This window comes from Methanosarcina sp. 2.H.T.1A.6, assembly GCF_000979455.1.
Classification (GTDB): domain Archaea; phylum Halobacteriota; class Methanosarcinia; order Methanosarcinales; family Methanosarcinaceae; genus Methanosarcina.
The window spans coordinates 39,399-55,098 of the sequence record NZ_JJOY01000033.1 but is presented as its reverse complement, the minus strand read 5'-3'; the positions used below and the strand labels follow the sequence as shown (position 1 = coordinate 55,098).

The window sequence follows — 15,700 nt, the reverse complement described above, 5'->3', positions numbered from 1 at the left end:
CTTACTTTTTTATGCTTGCTTTTTCCACACCTGTTTTTGCGCACAGAAAAGACTGTCCTCTCACACATCCTGATTTCACATATCCAGAGCAATTGCAGATATGCACATGAAAGACCTTAGTATGGAGTGAGTAGTATGGAGTGAGTAGGACCTCAAAAATGGTGTGAGTAGGACCTCCAAATAGTTTGCAAGGTGCCCTCAGACCAGTGCCGAAATCCCTTTAGGAGGTTCTTTCAAAATCTCTTTTGAAACGCCTTTCCACCTGCTGACGAGTTCCAGGAAGAAATCTTCAAAATTTTTGCCTTGAAGCTCAGGGTCGTCAAAGCGGCCTGTATGGATTAGTTTTCCTCTGTAAATAATTCCGATATTTGTGCAAATCTCTTTTGCGATTTCAAGGATGTGCGTGGAAATGAAAATTGTCCCCCCATCCTCTACGTAACCCCGTAAGAAATCCTTGACTTTCCTCTGCATCACAGGATCAAGATTAATAAGTGGCTCATCGATAATGGCAAGTTCAGGTTCATGCAGAAAAGCCTGGGCAAACATGAGTTTCTGCCTTGTACCTCTTGAAAGGTCTTTGCATAGTGAGGTTTTCTGGTCCTCAAAATCGAAGAACTCAAACCATTTATCGCAGACTTTCTCATAGTGTTCCATTTTTCTTACCTTTGCAACGAAGTGCAGGTACTCTTCCGCAGTCAGGAAACTTGGGGGAGTCTCCTGTTCCGGAATAATGCCTACAAGTTCCCTGACCCGCAGGGGATCTTCGAGCACATTTATCCCGTGTACCTTAAGAGTACCGGAGGTTGGCTTTATCTGCCCTGTAAGCATTTTGATTATAGTTGTTTTTCCGGAGCCGTTTGGGCCCAGGAGACCAAAAAGTTCACCTTTCTCGATAGAAAGGTCCACGTCATCTACTGCTTTTGTCTGTCCGTAAGATTTAGAAAGACCCTTTACCTCAATCATATTTCAGGCTCCTTCAAAGTTGTAATGCTCCAAAAGTAAATGCTCCAACAGTCAAATAACTCTTTTTAAATACTCTTGATATATTTTTAAGCCTTTCGCTGTTCGAGAATATTTAAAAAAATATCTCTGCATATCTGATAATGTATTCAACAAGCCCTTATTTCATAAGGGCTGTTGATCCCTGGAGTCATAAAAAAGCATTAATCTTCATGATATAAGAGCATTAATCTTCGTGACATATATTGACCAGTTCTCTATAGGACTCTTTGATAATTATTTTGTAGATGATGTATATCGGGATTGCGAGTACCATGCCGAGAGGGCCTAACAACTTGGAGGCGGCAAGAGTTAGAACCACACTTAAGAGCGGGTTAATATTCACTTTTTCCGAAATCATGAATGGAATGAGGTAAAGGTTGTCAATAAGCTGGGCAATAATAACCGTTATCACTGCGAAGAGAGCTGTCATAGGACTATCAATGTAACCTACAATAACCGGAGGGATTGCCCCTAGAAGAGGGCCGATATAAGGAATGATATTTAGAAAGCCTGCCAGAATGCCAAGGAAAAGCCACCCTTCAAGGCCTGCCAGATAAAATCCTATACAGCAAATAAGACCTACAATAGCAGACTCAATCATTTTCGCACTGAAGAAATCCTCAAGCTCACGGCCTATACTTTTTAAGGCCCTGATGATCCCGTCTGCATGTTCAGGAGGAGCGTAAGCCTGAATGTAATTTCCTATTTTGTTATGGTGCTTGAAATATACACCAAACATGAGGGGGATTATCAATACTCCGGTAAAAAAATAATAAGATACCTTCGAAACCGTATCTGCAATTCCGGAAAAGATGGTGTTTCCTATTTTTTGCAGGTCCTGGGGTTTAATAACGCCGGAATCCGCAAGCTTTGAAAGTTCGGATTCATGTTCGGCAAAAAGGGCAGAAGCTCCGCTTGCGTAGTCCTGCTGTATGTTACTGAAATCCCCTATCAGGACTCCAAGGCCCTGTACCTGGCTACCCACAAGGAAGAGGACAGCAAGCCCTGCACCGGTGAGAAGGAATAAACCCACCACTTTTCGATTGCAGTTCGGAAACCGGTCCATGCACCTGTTGAATACCTTTATCACTTTTTCTGCAATCAAGATCAGGATTGCACCTGCAATAAGGACTATGAAAATGTCCTCAAAATAGAAGAGTATCGCAAAAAACAATATGAAAAGTATGGTTGTTAATGCCAGAAACTGCCAGATGTTACGGTTAGTACTGAGGGGCATGCACTTCTACCTTTGAAAATCTTATCTGGTTATTATCAATATAAAGTTTTTGTCCAGATAGTTCCCTATAAGTATAAATAATAGTTCATTTCAGTCTGTTGAAGTCAAAAATAAGAACTTGATAAATATAAAAAATTGAAACGTATTTCTGCGTTGATTGAGGACCAAAAAGTTTTCTCCTTTTTTCTTCAGACCCTGATCCTTTTTTCATAGAACCTTTCTGAAGTAAAGTTATTGCTTCCGGGAGTCAGGGAACTCAGTTCACTGGCGGTTTCACTTAAAGAAAGCATAAAATCTGCCCTCATCCTTAAAATGAGCTCTTCTGGCTGGACGCAGCAAAAAAGGGTTGGTTCGCCTTCAATTATCCTGACGTAGCCTTTTTTCTCCATCCCTCTGAGGGTTCCATATATTTTAGGCCTCGGAACTCCCGCATTTTCGGCAATATCACTCGCTTTTGCCTGCTTCAGGCATACAAGGGATGCATAAACCTTGGCTTCGTTGCCGGTAAAACCCAGTTTCTGAAGGTTCTCAATAAGCTTAAGAGGCATTCAGGTTTCCTCCATCTTTCACGCGCTGAGATATGATCTATCTTAAGTTTTCATTATCTAACAGTTCCATTTCCTCGTTCAGTCCCTCAAGAATTTCATATAACTAAAATTCCCCATAACCAAATTGCAGCCACCTTATTCAGGCAGTCCTATTTGCATCTATTTTCCGCAGGAGCTTTACCATAGTTTCAAGGCTGTGCAAATAATCCTCAACATCCTTATCGTCAACAAACTGAAGGATTTCATCAGCCATTTCGCTGGTAATCTGTTTTAAGCAATTATAATAATCAAGTCCCTTTTCAGTAAGGGAAACAAGCACCTTTCTCCTGTCATCAGGATCGGTTTTCCTGTACACAATCCCTTTCTTTTCCAGGTCATCAACCATCCTCGTCAGGCTGCTCTTCTCCATCCCTGTGTATTTTCCAAGCGTAGAAGGCATAATTTCTCCTTCTATTCCTATAATTTTAATCACCATTGGCTGGTTCTTGCTCAGTTCCCTGAACTTACCTGCAATTTTTTTCTGAAAAGTCTGCTCAAAAACCAGGTTATCAAGAGCCTCTCTTTCCATTGACAGGAGAATGATCTTACTCAATCTAGTCTCGTCCATTTTTTTTATCGTCCCTTTTTACCGGAATCTGCCGGATCCTGACCCGAAAAACTGACCTATAATTTTTAGAATTGTAATGAATTATCATGAAATATGTTGAATTTTCAATTATACAAAATCGTATAATTGATATCTCAACAGTTGATAATTCAACTAATACATTTTACTATATAAACATTCCTTCACATTTTCAAACTGCAGGCAATAAACTCAGACATGACTTAATTTTGGGATTATTACAAAACCGAACATACCTGAATTGGTTTATCAATCAATGGAAATAAAAAAAAGAAGAAAAAGGAACAAAGTTAATTAAAAATTCAATATGCCTTTAGATACAAAAAAATTACTAATTGTCTTCAGGTCTTATTGTCATTTCCAGGTCATGTTTTCATTTGTTTCCCTTTCTGCCCGAAATCAAGAAAGCAATCAGAAAAACTCCGACGGGTGGAAAATCCAGGAAAGAAGTAATTGAAGGTTTATTTGCAAGCATATTTGCAGGCTTATGTTTCTCGAAGTTTCTCGTAAATGCTGTCTATATTCCCCGAACGTGTGATTATGAGAAGCTCGTCCCCTTCTTCAAGCTTCGGGTTTTCTCGTGCAAGGATAAAGTCAGTTTTCCTGTAAAGCCCGATACAGTCGGTATTTTCTGGAAACTGAATTTCAGAAATCTTTTTGCCGGCATGCTGTTCCCCTGTAATGAAGCTGATTACGCGGACGTCAGCCCGGATAAGGTTGCTAAGCTCGATTGTATCAATTCCGCGCAGGGTATCAGAAATAATGGTTGAGGAGATATGAGGCGGGTTAATCGCAGAGCTAATCCCCAGCTTTTTTGCAATTTCCATAAACTTTGTATCGTCGGTCTTGACAATGACCCTTTTAACTCCTGCTTCCTGTGCAATCAGACCTATCAGAATATTGTCCTGGTCATGGTTGGTGCAGGCTACAACTGCATCCGTTGAATCCATTCCTGCTTTTTCAAGGATGTCCGGGTGGGTGCCCTCGGCATTGATCACGGTGCAGTCAAGTTCTTCAGCAAGCTCCCTGGCAATTTCCTCGTCCTTTTCTATAAGGACAACCTCATTTCCCTGCTGGATCAACGTGCGGGTCAGGTGCATCCCCAGGGAACTCGCTCCAATAATGATTACTCTCATTTTTTTATTTCCTTTACTTTCCTTTATTATGGCTTTTTTCTTTTTCGTAGCCTTTGTGATTATTCTTAATCTTTTAATTTTTATTCCCTCTGCTACTCTCTACTACTCCCTCCTACACTTTCGACACCCTCTATCTTATAAATTTCTATCAGGCTGTATCTTCTTGGACTCTTTTTTCTTCGGTTTTACTCTTTTTTCTTCGGTTTTACTCCTTCTCTCAAGCCATGTCCCGGGCAGGAGCAGGATGAAGAGCGGAATTATCTCTACTCTCCCAAGCAGCATATCAGCACAAAGCACAAGCTTCAGGAGGGACGGCATGCCGGGAGCTGTCACGCCTGTTGAAAGCCCTGCCGTAGCCAGAGCACTTGAAGTCTCGAAAATAGCATCTGCTGAGTTTATGCCGTAAAGCATGAAAATGAAAGCTGAGAACACAAGCACGGCTGAATAAAGCAGCACATAGGTCATGATGTGGTAGACTTCGTCGGAATCGACTACTTGTGACTTTACCTTGAGAGGGGTAATTGCTTCCCTGGGGAGAAAAAAGCGGTAGAAAACCAGTCTTATGAGCTGCACGATTACAATTAACCGGAAAAGCTTGATCCCACCTGTGGTTGAGCCTATGCTGCCTCCTATACACATAATTGCACTGAGAAAACCTTTTGAAGCATCTGAAAGGGGAGCCATGTCTATAGTGGAAAAACCGGTTCCGGTAAGGGCTGAGACTACCTGAAAAGCAGCATCAGGCAACGTATGCAGCAGTTCAATCCCTCCTGTTCCTCCAGAAAGTGTTAAAGCAAAAAGAACTGTCCCCAGCACGGAAAGCCCGAGCAAGTACCTTACCTGCGGGTCTCTTATAAGTGCCCCCGGATCCTTCAGGACTTCCGGATAAAGTGAGAAGCTGATTGAGCCCATTATACAGGAAACTGTTATCAAAAACGGGATCAAAAAACCCTCATATTCTCCGATGCTTGCAGTCTGCGTTGAAAATCCGCCTGTAGAGATCGAACTCAGGGCATGGCAGACAGCTTCATAAAAAGGCAATCCGCTGAGGAGCAGGAGTGTCAGTGAGAGCAGGGTCAGGACAAAATAAACCGTGCCAAGGGTCCTGGCAGTTGCAATTACACTGGGGCGGACCCGGCTTTCCCCGAAGTTCACTCTATAAAGCCTGAATGCCGTAGTCCCCGGTCGGATAAGGATTCCAAGCACGAGCACGATTATGCCTATTCCTCCTATCCACTGCAGCCAGGAGCGGGTAAAGAAAAAGAGCCTTGTAGGAGAAAGAGGGGCAAGGCTCAAGCCTGTTGTTGTCAGACCCGACACACACTCGAAAAAAGCATCCAGAAAAGGCATTCCGGTGAAAAGCGCCATTGGCACTGCACTAACTAAAGAGCAAAGTGGAAAAGTAATAGCTGCAAGGATCAAGGCTTCTTTTATTTCAAGTTCAAAATCCGGAAGCACTTTCTGGAGTATAACACCAGTTCCCGCAGTTATAAGGGCACTGCTTCCATAAATAACAGCTGCAGCTGTTTCCCCGAGAACAAATGCTGCAAGCATAGGGACAAGCAGGACTGCTGAAAAGACCAGCAGAAGATGTCCCGTGTACCTCAGGACAGCAAGGGGGTTTACCGGAGAGACAAGCTCATACATAAGGACCTAATTATATTTTTTTTATTTAAGCCTGTTTCACTCTGAAAATCCAACATAGTAATTCTGTGAAAATGCTTATTTTTTGAAACGGACTCATATTTTTATTGTTTTTTTCACTGGTAATCTGCGAAAGGCAGATTCTTCAGTTCTTTTTCTTTTAACAGAATTGCAAGATTTAAAATAGAATCAAGCTAAAAACTAGAAAACAGACCAAAAACAGACAGAAAACAGCCCTCGAAAACAGCCCTCGAAAACTCTTTTATCCCGGAACTATCTCATAACTATTACAAAACCGGGAGGCTTGAACCTGAAAGAAACTCTTCTCGAGATAAAATCCGAATTTACAGACTATTTTAAAGAACGCGAAGCTGAGATCAACGGCTCTCTTCTCGCCGTCCTTTCAGGCGAAAATCTGCTCTTTCTGGGACCGCCCGGTACAGCCAAGACCCAGCTTGCCAGGAGCATCTGCCAGATAATTGAAGGCGGAAACTTCTATAATTACCTTTTAACAAGCTTTTCAACTCCTGAAGAGCTCTTCGGGCCGCTTTCCTTAAAAGCCCTTGAAGAAGACGAGTTCAGGAGAAATATCGAAGGCTGCCTCCCGACCGCTCATATTGCCTTGCTGGATGAGATTTTTAAGGCAAGCAGCGCTATCCTCAACAGCCTCCTGACAATTCTGAACGAAAGAAAATACCATAACGGAAGAGAAATTGTGGATGTACCGCTCCTCTCAGTCTTCGGGGCTTCAAACGAACTTCCGGAAGAGGATGAAAGCCTGGAAGCTCTTTATGACCGTTTCCTGTTCAGGTACAGGCTCTCATATATCCAGGACGATGAAAACTTCAAAAGCCTTCTTTTCAGGGAACCTGAAGATTTCAAGCCCACTGCAAGCCTTCCGGTTTCGGAAATCGAGAAGCTCCGCAAAAGCGCAAACTCCCTGCCTGTTGATCCTGATGTTGAAGTAATAATCACGGAACTCCGGAGAAACCTCCGGCTGCAGGAAATTGAAATTTCGGACCGGCGCTGGAAAAGAATTGTCCAGGTCCTGAAAGTTGCAGCCTGCAGCAGCGGGTGTCCGGCTGTTGACAGGACAATGGCACTTTTGCTCCAGCACATGCTCTGGAACCTGCCCGAAGAGCGAGAAACCATCAGGAAAACGGTCTTTAAACTCGTTGTTTCCGGCGGAACAAATACGGAAAAACTTCGCCTTGATGCTGAAGACCTGAAAACAGCTCTTAATATTGCCCTGAAAAACGAACTTTCCGTTGGAGTTATCTGCGACAGCTGCGGGGAGGAATTTCAGCTTAGGGAGAACCTGGAGGTCCACCATACAGCCTGCCCGAACCACAGCTATACTCTAAGGCAGGAAGGAAATTCGAGGATTTATCCTTATGATAACCTGGTAAGGGAAATTGATTATCTCCATGAGAGTGCGGGAAAGAAAAACACCCTGTCTCAAATTCAGAGAGAGGTTTTTGAAAAGGAATTCGAAACCCTGGCTGCCAGAGTAAACAGAGTAAAACAACGGCTTGAAGAAGAAAAGGAGCTGCTCGGAAACCTGATGGATGCAAATATCTGGCTTTCAATTTCGGACCGAAACGAAGCCTTGCTCCTGCATGACACCGGAAGTGCACAGCTGTCCGGAACTGAAGTCCTGATAGGCGAAATCGCAGAGCTGCTGGGCTTGCAGAATAAAGAATTCAGGTCCGGAGAATTCAGGTCCGGAGAGTTCAGGTCCGGAGAGTTCAGGTCTGCAAAATCAGGATATTCCGACCCCCACGCCGCAAAATTGGAAGCAAAAGTCCAGGTCCCTGATTCAGGCAGCAATGCCAGCGGTTTTATGAAAGGGCTCGGGTCCAGATTCAAGCTTAGATGAGCAAATGAGGTGTTGATACGGAAGATTCAGCCGGTTTTTTGAGTAATCTGGATAAAGCCTCTCCCGAATCTTACTCGTTTTTTTCCAGAAACTGGCTCTGGCACGAGGCTCTTTCTGTCCGGAAACAGACAGCTTCCCTGCTTGAAGGAGAGCTGAGAAGCACTGTTGCTTACCCCCGCACGATTCCCCGTTCTCTACGCGAGAAAATCGCCGAAGTGATCGCCCTTGAAATCCTCTTCGAGCAGCCGTATGAAATAAAAGATGCTGAAAGGTTCATAGGACTTTTCGGGGCATTTTACCCTATTTTTCTTACCCTGAGAAACTCAAGGCCGTGGCCCGGGCTTCAAAAGATTGCAAAACGGAGCAGAGGAGCAGGAATTGCCTGCCTGAAGCTTCTTCTTCCTCTAATCTACGACCTTATGGAACGCTTTTCAGCGGCCCGGGACGGAGGTTCGAAAACAGGATTATTTAAGGGGTTTGATGCCGAAACAGAAGCCATTCTCAGGGAATTTGAAAAAATCCTTAAACAAACCCTCCTTCTCTGGGAAAGCAGGAATTCAGAGGATTTGTCAGTCCGGAATTCTCAGCTCCCTTCCCCGGTTTCCGGAAAATCCGACATTTATGAATCCGTCCTCAGTTTCATGCAGAAAGACTGCTGCCAGAGTTTTCTTGACGGGATGCTGGAAGGGCTGTACTGCAGGATGCAGGAATTTATCTCTGAAATGGAAGAAAACCTGGACCTTTTTGATACTCTTGCCCTTCTCTTCCCTGGCAGGAACTGGAGTTATTCCGTAAAAGAGCTTAAAAAAGAGCCTTTTTATGTCCAGCTTAAGATGCTGAAAAATTATTCGGCTTTTTTTGAAAAAAACCCTGACCTCAGAAGAATCGTGAATTTTATCGGCAGGCGGGAATTTGACCCCCCCGCTGACCGCATACGCTACTCTCCTTTTGGAAAAAACAGGATCCAGACTGTGCGGTTTTCAGACTCGATAAATAACCTCCTGCCAATGGAAGCCGCAAAACTCCTTAACCCGGCTCTGAAGCGGAAATTCTATGCTGATATGCTTGAAGGAAAACTCCTGAGCTACCAGCTGCTTGGCAAACACTATACAGGTCCTCCCCGCATAAAGCCCAGAGGGCCTATGATTGTGCTCGTCGATACCTCCGGTTCCATGCACGGGACCCCACAGACCCTTGCCAAGTCTGCAGTGCTTGCCATGGCAAAGCTGATGCTCTCCCAGCAGCGGGATATGAAGGTTATTCTTTTTGCTTCCACCAGCCAGCACCTGGAAATAGAGCTCAGCAGCAAGAAAAGGATGTCCGAGAAATTCCTGAACTTCCTGCTGTACACATTTGGCGGCGGGACGGATTTCAATACCGCGCTTGCTTCAGGCCTTAAATCCCTTAAGGAAAAGGATTTTCAGGGTGCAGACCTGCTTTTTATCACCGACGGCAGATCCGAAATCTCTGACGAGCTGGTTCTGGCTCGCTGGGAAGAGGCAAAGAAGAAGTATAACGCAAAGGTCTACACACTGATTATTGGAGGCGGCGGGGCAGGAGGGCTTTCGGAAATCTCGGATTACACATATATTGTGGAGATGGAACAGGATTCGGAGGGTACGGGCGGCAGAGTGAAACTGATTAAATGTGAGAATCGGGAAGCTGAGTAAAAAATGTAGTGCAAATTAAAATTGAAGAGTAGATTAAAATCGAAGAGTAGATTAAAATCGAAGAGTAGATTAAAATCGAAGAGTAGATTAAAATCAAAGAGTAGATTAAAATCAAAGAGTAGATTAAAATCGAAGAGTAGATTAAAATCGACAAAATCATGGGGCTGGATAACTATACAGGACTGACGAGGTGAAATCAAACAGTATACACTTTGAAAACGTTGTTAAACTTAGAAATACAAGAAGTAGTTATGATTGCTTTTATTGTTTCGAAGGTATTTCCTGCAGCAGTCGGAAAAAAAGCACAAAAACCTTTTTCATCGGACGTGCCTGAACTGAAGTGCGGCGTTACAACAGGAAATCCTGCGGTTACAACCAGTACAACGTCTCCTGCATCCGGAAGTTATTTCGGGAAATACCGGGGTAAAGTTGTGGAAAATACTGACCCGCAGGGGAGGGGCAGACTAAGGGTTCTGGTCCCTGCACTGGCAGGAGTAGATACTGGCTGGGCAATGCCCTCTGTGCCTTATGCAGGAATGGATGTCGGGCTATTTGCCCTTCCGCCCGCAGGCTCAAATGTCTGGGTTGAGTTTGAGGAAGGAAATCCTGATCATCCTATCTGGAGCGGCTGTTTCTGGGAAAATGGGGAAATTCCGGAACTCCAGCCTGAGAAGAAGGTCTTCAAGACATCCAGGGCTGCAATTACGCTGAATGATACTCCAGAAAAAGGGGAAATTATTCTGGAAACTTCGGATGGTGTAAGAATAGTGATCGGTTCCGAAGGAATAGAACTCAGCAACGGGCAGGGAGGAAGCATCTCGCTGGAAGGAAAGAATATTTCCGTTAACGGCAGGGTGCTTAATTTAGTTTGATTTCGGTTTTTAACAGGAGATATATAATGCCATTTGCGATCAAGCAGCCAGGGGTATATGTTGAAGAGGTTCCCGAGTGTGCCCGTCCGATAAAGGGAATAAGCACCTCAATTACTGCTTTTGTGGGAAGAGCCCTGAAAGGACCGGTAGATGAGCCTGTTCCGGTGCATAACTCCGGAGAATTTGACCTGATTTTCGGGGGACTCTGGGAAAAGAGCACCATGAGTTTTGCCGTACATCAGTATTTCCTCAATGGCGGCGGAGACGCTGTTATAGTGCGTGTTAAGGGAACTTCGCCTGAGAAGACTTCTATCCTTTACCCGGACAGGACCTCCAAATTTCACTCGGGCAGGACCTCCAAACTTTACTTGGACAGGACCTCCAAAACTGGCTCCGGATCTGAAATTCCAGGGAGCAGCGGCTCTGATAATAGTAGCTACAGTAGTAGCGACTGCGATATTCGTGACGAAGACCTCATGCCAGCCAGCCCGGAAACCGGGAAAGGGATCTATGCACTTGAAAAAGCCGATCTTTTCAACCTTCTTTGTTTACCTCCTCTGGATTTCGGCAGAGACCTGGCTCCGGACACACTTGCGAAGGCAGCCAGTTATTGTGAAAAACGCAGGGCCCTGCTGTTGATAGATCCTCCTGCGGAAGCCAGAGATCCCGGATCAATAACGGCTTTTTTACGGGACAAACTGCAAATGTCAATGCAGGTATCATCCCAGGCGTCCGGTAAAAAGAATGCAGCCCTTTTTTTCCCGCGCATAAAAATGGCAAATCCCTTAAAAAATAACCAGGTCGAAGAATTCGCACCCTCCGGTGCCGCTGCGGGAATTTTTGCCCGTACTGATAAAGAACGGGGTGTATGGAAGGCTCCTGCAGGCATGGATGCGGTCCTCATGGGGGTCCGTGGATTAAGCTGCACCCTTACAGATGCCGAAAATGGAGAGCTTAACAGGTATGGGATAAATTGCCTGCGGACATTTCCTGCCAGAGGTAGTGTGATCTGGGGAGCCCGCACCCTTGATGGAGCAGATACCAATGCCAGTGAGTGGAAATATATTCCGGTCCGCCGCCTCGCATTATACATTGAAGAGAGTCTCTTAAGGGGCACAAAGTGGGCTGCCTTAGAACCAAACTCTGAGCCTCTGTGGGCACAACTGCGCCTGAACATAGCGGAATTCATGCACAACCTGTTCACACAGGGTGCGTTTGCCGGAGAAACTCCCCGGGAAACCTATTTCGTAAAATGCGATCGGGAAACAACCACTCAAAATGATCTCAATCAGGGATTTATCAACATTCTTGTAGGTTTTGCACCGGTGAAACCCTCAGAATTCATAATTCTCAGGATTCGGCAGCAAACTAGAAAAGATCCGGAATGAAAATGATAAGAGATAGAGTAAATGTGAGTTGAGAAAGCTTTTTCTTCCTCAAAAAGCAGCTCACATGAAGGGGTTGGGCAAATACAGGAACATGCCGATTGCGATCAATAAAACGATAACAATGGATATAATTGCATAGATAAGTTGTTTTGCGTTCATTTTACTGCTCCAATTTAGATTTAAGAGCTGTTAACTATAAAAACCGTTTCATTCAATCTCAGATCATTTTGTATGTGATTATTTGAATAAAAATAAAAAACTATCAATTTATAGCCTTCTTATCAATTAAAAATACCCTGTTTAAAACGCCTTTTATCGGTTTAGAGCATTCCTCAGCAAATAATCTCTTCAAGGTGAAAACAATGGGAAGCCAGAAATTCATCAATGATCTACAGCAAATCGAAGAAATCCTTTCAACTGCAAAATTCCTCCGCCTCTCAATTGTTAAAGCCTTCAATGAGGAGTTTACTGTAAAGTCCTGTAAAGGCTAAAATTTAACAGTAAACCTTTTGTTGCCTTATTTGAGGTAATTATCTGGATTTTTCAATTTCTCATAAATAGCCGGTCCCTGATTATTGGCATACCTCTTCGGGGATCTGGATAGAGAATATCTCAGTTTTCTCTCCCTGCACCGCACTGGGCCTGAGCCTGCCGTCAGCCAGATAAAAAGCGACCAACAAACGACATCTCATTAGTGAGGGACAATAAGCTAAAGAAACGTCCACGGGCTGAGATAACACTTTCCTTAAACCCGAAAACCGATTTTTAATTCACAAGGTAAAAATCAGCGCCTCCGCCAGCTTGTCTGGCGGCCCTGCGAAAAAAGAGACAATCAGACTAAAGAAGAAACTTGAAAATAAGTGTTTTTCAGAGAGTTTTAATTCTATTCATATCCTGACAGGGTATTTGGCTTTTTCACTTTTTAGCTTTGCTTATTCACTTTTTGGCCTTGCTTCTGTCTTTTCTTTTTCCTTTGAAAGCCGCTCTCCTGCGTCGAGCGTGGCAAGAGCGACACCGGATAGTGAATATTGTTGTAAGGGTCAAAATTCATTCAAAACCACTTATAACCCCCCCGACCGGAAGCCCCTCTTTACAAGCCCTACAAGCTCAAAATAGAATAATCAGATCCGAAACTTCAAATTAAACATTCAGCGTTATTAACACTAAACCTACGAATATTGTTACTAAGATTGCGAATATTATAATAAGATTAATTATTATGGTTTTCTCTTATCTCTTTCTGTTTTTACCAAAAGATTCAGATTCTATGAGACCATCCCACAAAAAACTATCCCACATGAAATAACATACCAAAACATACCTCCAATTAAAAACGAGACTGTATCACTATAAGCAAATGATGGAAATAATCCACCTCCAGCGTCCCAACCCCAAAAGAAAATCATGCAAGTTACTATAATCGGAGCACTTTTCTGGCACTCCAGCAGCGTGGAAGAACTTCCGTTGCCTTCTGAAAGACCGGAAAGCTGCTTGTCGACCAATCGGGTCTTCTTTGGCGGGACGGGTGATGGAAACCTCGTACTCGTGCGGTCTGCTGTGCCCATAATTCCGGGTAAAGACAGCAAGGTCAATTTTTCCAGGCTGTTTAACAGCTTACAAACGGCTTTTTTTCCTGTTTACAAAGCCGCATGATTGTGTCTTTTCCGGTAATCACTGCCACGGGCAGTCCCCCTGGCGGCTGTAACCATTGGCCGGTTAAAAAGAGATTGTCCAGGCCTTTGATTCGCCCTGTATGAGCCATCATTTTTCCGCGAATGGTCGGTAAAAACGGCATGAAAGCGCCCCGGTAGGCGTTGCAATACCGTTCGTATGTTTTTGGCGTGGCGACGTCAAGCACTTTGAGTTTTCCTTTCATCCGAGGAAAACGTGCTTCAATTGCTCGTAGAACCGCTTTGCCTATCTTCTCTTTTTCCTGCTGATAGGCCTCGGGATCCCGGGCAAGTGTATCCCAGGCTTCGTAATCCTCATGGAATTGGTTGATGCTGCAGGTGATCAGGGTGTGGCCTTCTGGAGCAAATGCCGGCTCATGCCGGTAGTGCGTCATTGTTAAACGATTGATAGGTGATTGATGGATCTCAAATGGGACCGCCGGAAAGGACAGGCTCCGCGGAAGGGTGCCGATTGTGCCTTCATAGCCTAAAGCCACCAGAATTTGTGAGGCCAGCGGATAATCTGTTGGGTTACTATATCGTTTTTGGAAGGCTCGATCCGGGTACTCGCCTTTCAGTAACCGCTCATAAAGTACGTGCGCATCGCATGCTGCAATGACATAATCGGCTTCAAAGGTTTTGCCGTTGTGACAGATGACGCGATTGACTTTGTTGTGGGCTATGGTCAGCTCAACGGCTTCACACGGAGCTTCGATGGCTCCACCCAGGAAGAGGTAACGTTCAACCATGCGCGTTGCCAGCGCCTTAGAGCCACCATAGGGGATGGAGGCCTGGCCTCTGGTAAAGGCCGCAAGCGCAAAGAAAATGAATGAGGCACTATAACCTTCCGGTAAAAATGAAGCAAGAGCAGCCTGCAGCGCCGGGTGCTTAAAGGTATTGGAGTAGTCCTTTAAGCTGACCTTGCCGTATTTTTGCATAACAGTTCCCGCATCTTTTAACGAGATCATCAACCGGATTCTTTCCATAAGCGTCATCAAGTCCTCAGGTTTTTCAACGGGCGTTTCATATGATTGCAGCCGCCTTATCACCTGACAAAAATCTTCAATAGCGGCTTTATCTTCCGGGGATAGTTCCAGCCAGCTGGACCTGAGCCGGTCAAGGTCGCGATAAAAATGTACGGTAACGCCGTCGTGTTCAAAAACTAAAAAACTCTCGGGATGGTAAATTTCAACCCCACCGAGAGCGCCAACGGTGACCCAGAGGTCATGAATCGGTGTTCCTGCTTTTGTTCCAATCAGCCAGTGGATGCATCCGTCGATGTGATAGCCCTGCCGGTCCCAGCCAGTGCATTCCCCGCCTAAATTGTGATTTTTCTCGAGGATTACGCTTTCAAAGCCATTTTTTTGGGCAAAGATGCCGGCGCTCAAGCCGGCGATACCTCCACCTATAATAATTATTTTCTTCATTGCTCTGTCTCCTTTTGTTTTATTTGCTGTATACGCAGGAGATCCTCCCCCATTTCCAGAAGCAGCGCTTCAGCAGCCTGTTCGTCAAGCCAGGACGGCAGATGATCGTTGGCGACCATGACCGAAAGCCCCGTTTGAAATATCCTCATTTTTAAAAGCAGGCGCTTGCGTTCATCGTACGTCAAACCACGCATGGTTTCATCTTCAGCCAGTGCTTCAATCATGGAGTCCTGAAAGGTTTCATACGAAGCCACGTATGGATTTTTCTGCATTACCAGTTCACGAAAAAAGACGGGGTACTCCCGTGCAAACACTAAACTGGCTTTCCCGATGTTTTCAAAAAGGTCCGGTCCTTTTTGTTTTGCCAGCAGTTCATCCGAAAGGGCAAAAACACGCTCGACCACAGCTTTAATCAAATCATCAATTGTTGCGAAATTGAGATAGATCGGCGCAACCGAACTACGAAGACGTTTCGCCACGCTGCGCGCGGTGATGCCGGCAAAGCCTTCTTCTTTTGCGATTGCAAAAGCGGCTTCTACAATGGCTTCTTTGTCAAATTTTGTTTTGGGCGGCATACAGATCCCCTTTGAATAACATTTGTT

At 44.6% G+C, this 15,700-nt stretch carries 13 protein-coding genes; 5 read left to right on the top strand and 8 right to left on the bottom strand.

The features are described 5' to 3' along the window. Positions 1-198 precede the first annotated feature (198 nt). From EO98_RS09875 to EO98_RS09850, 6 genes are all read right to left on the bottom strand, one after another. Complete coding sequence (locus tag EO98_RS09875; RefSeq protein ID WP_048139755.1) at positions 199-963, bottom strand: ABC transporter ATP-binding protein; 765 nt, start codon at positions 961-963, stop codon at positions 199-201. Positions 964-1,186: 223 nt separating this feature from the next. Continuing rightward, the gene (locus EO98_RS09870) at positions 1,187-2,239 is read right to left on the bottom strand and encodes an AI-2E family transporter (protein ID WP_048139753.1); all 1,053 of its coding nucleotides are present in this window, start codon (positions 2,237-2,239) and stop codon (positions 1,187-1,189) included. A gap of 188 nt (positions 2,240-2,427) precedes the next feature. After that, positions 2,428-2,787, bottom strand: coding sequence for a TrmB family transcriptional regulator (locus EO98_RS09865; RefSeq protein ID WP_048139751.1), 360 nt, complete (start codon positions 2,785-2,787; stop codon positions 2,428-2,430). Between the two features lie 139 nt (positions 2,788-2,926). After that, positions 2,927-3,394: a MarR family winged helix-turn-helix transcriptional regulator gene (locus EO98_RS09860; RefSeq protein ID WP_048133684.1), complete on the bottom strand. Its 468-nt coding sequence runs from the start codon at positions 3,392-3,394 to the stop codon at positions 2,927-2,929. Between the two features lie 503 nt (positions 3,395-3,897). Further along, positions 3,898-4,548 carry a TrkA family potassium uptake protein gene (locus tag EO98_RS09855; protein ID WP_048139748.1) on the bottom strand — a complete coding sequence of 217 codons (651 nt, stop codon included), beginning with the start codon at positions 4,546-4,548 and terminating at the stop codon, positions 3,898-3,900. 135 nt (positions 4,549-4,683) lie between these two features. Next, complete coding sequence (locus EO98_RS09850) at positions 4,684-6,195, bottom strand: TrkH family potassium uptake protein (protein WP_048139746.1); 1,512 nt, start codon at positions 6,193-6,195, stop codon at positions 4,684-4,686. Between the two features lie 307 nt (positions 6,196-6,502). Here EO98_RS09850 and EO98_RS09845 point away from each other — a divergent pair, with 307 nt between their 5' ends. The 5 genes from EO98_RS09845 (at position 6,503) to EO98_RS19405 (ending at position 12,492) form a co-directional block, all read left to right on the top strand. Further along, on the top strand, positions 6,503-8,071 hold the full coding sequence (locus EO98_RS09845) for an AAA family ATPase (RefSeq protein WP_369799039.1): 1,569 nt from the start codon (positions 6,503-6,505) through the stop codon (positions 8,069-8,071). 38 nt (positions 8,072-8,109) lie between these two features. After that, the gene (locus tag EO98_RS09840) at positions 8,110-9,741 is read left to right on the top strand and encodes a VWA domain-containing protein (protein ID WP_048139742.1); all 1,632 of its coding nucleotides are present in this window, start codon (positions 8,110-8,112) and stop codon (positions 9,739-9,741) included. Between the two features lie 251 nt (positions 9,742-9,992). After that, positions 9,993-10,613, top strand: a complete 621-nt coding sequence (locus EO98_RS09835; protein ID WP_200895196.1) for a phage baseplate assembly protein V — start codon at positions 9,993-9,995, stop codon at positions 10,611-10,613. Between the two features lie 26 nt (positions 10,614-10,639). Beyond that, positions 10,640-12,001, top strand: a complete 1,362-nt coding sequence (locus tag EO98_RS09830) for a phage tail sheath subtilisin-like domain-containing protein (RefSeq protein ID WP_048139740.1) — start codon at positions 10,640-10,642, stop codon at positions 11,999-12,001. Between the two features lie 362 nt (positions 12,002-12,363). Further along, positions 12,364-12,492 (top strand): hypothetical protein, encoded by a 129-nt coding sequence (locus tag EO98_RS19405; protein WP_255350271.1) that lies wholly within the window; start codon positions 12,364-12,366, stop codon positions 12,490-12,492. Between the two features lie 1,115 nt (positions 12,493-13,607). Here the strand turns inward: EO98_RS19405 and EO98_RS09825 are convergent. After that, positions 13,608-15,098: an NAD(P)/FAD-dependent oxidoreductase gene (locus EO98_RS09825; protein ID WP_048139738.1), complete on the bottom strand. Its 1,491-nt coding sequence runs from the start codon at positions 15,096-15,098 to the stop codon at positions 13,608-13,610. Continuing rightward, the gene (locus EO98_RS09820; protein WP_048139736.1) at positions 15,095-15,673 is read right to left on the bottom strand and encodes a TetR/AcrR family transcriptional regulator; all 579 of its coding nucleotides are present in this window, start codon (positions 15,671-15,673) and stop codon (positions 15,095-15,097) included. The genes EO98_RS09825 and EO98_RS09820 overlap by 4 nt, the downstream gene beginning before the upstream one ends. Positions 15,674-15,700 lie beyond the last annotated feature (27 nt).

What these genes read in the sequence shown, in the direction of transcription:
- EO98_RS09875 (WP_048139755.1), bottom strand. Translation starts at nt 963, where the DNA reads ATGATTGAGGTAAAGGGTCTTTCTAAATCTTACGGACAGACAAAAGCA.
- EO98_RS09870 (WP_048139753.1), bottom strand. Translation starts at nt 2,239, where the DNA reads ATGCCCCTCAGTACTAACCGTAACATCTGGCAGTTTCTGGCATTAACA.
- EO98_RS09865 (WP_048139751.1), bottom strand. Translation starts at nt 2,787, where the DNA reads ATGCCTCTTAAGCTTATTGAGAACCTTCAGAAACTGGGTTTTACCGGC.
- EO98_RS09860 (WP_048133684.1), bottom strand. Translation starts at nt 3,394, where the DNA reads ATGGACGAGACTAGATTGAGTAAGATCATTCTCCTGTCAATGGAAAGA.
- EO98_RS09855 (WP_048139748.1), bottom strand. Translation starts at nt 4,548, where the DNA reads ATGAGAGTAATCATTATTGGAGCGAGTTCCCTGGGGATGCACCTGACC.
- EO98_RS09850 (WP_048139746.1), bottom strand. Translation starts at nt 6,195, where the DNA reads ATGTATGAGCTTGTCTCTCCGGTAAACCCCCTTGCTGTCCTGAGGTAC.
- EO98_RS09835 (WP_200895196.1), top strand. Translation starts at nt 9,993, where the DNA reads ATGATTGCTTTTATTGTTTCGAAGGTATTTCCTGCAGCAGTCGGAAAA.
- EO98_RS09830 (WP_048139740.1), top strand. Translation starts at nt 10,640, where the DNA reads ATGCCATTTGCGATCAAGCAGCCAGGGGTATATGTTGAAGAGGTTCCC.
- EO98_RS19405 (WP_255350271.1), top strand. Translation starts at nt 12,364, where the DNA reads ATGGGAAGCCAGAAATTCATCAATGATCTACAGCAAATCGAAGAAATC.
- EO98_RS09825 (WP_048139738.1), bottom strand. Translation starts at nt 15,098, where the DNA reads ATGAAGAAAATAATTATTATAGGTGGAGGTATCGCCGGCTTGAGCGCC.
- EO98_RS09820 (WP_048139736.1), bottom strand. Translation starts at nt 15,673, where the DNA reads ATGCCGCCCAAAACAAAATTTGACAAAGAAGCCATTGTAGAAGCCGCT.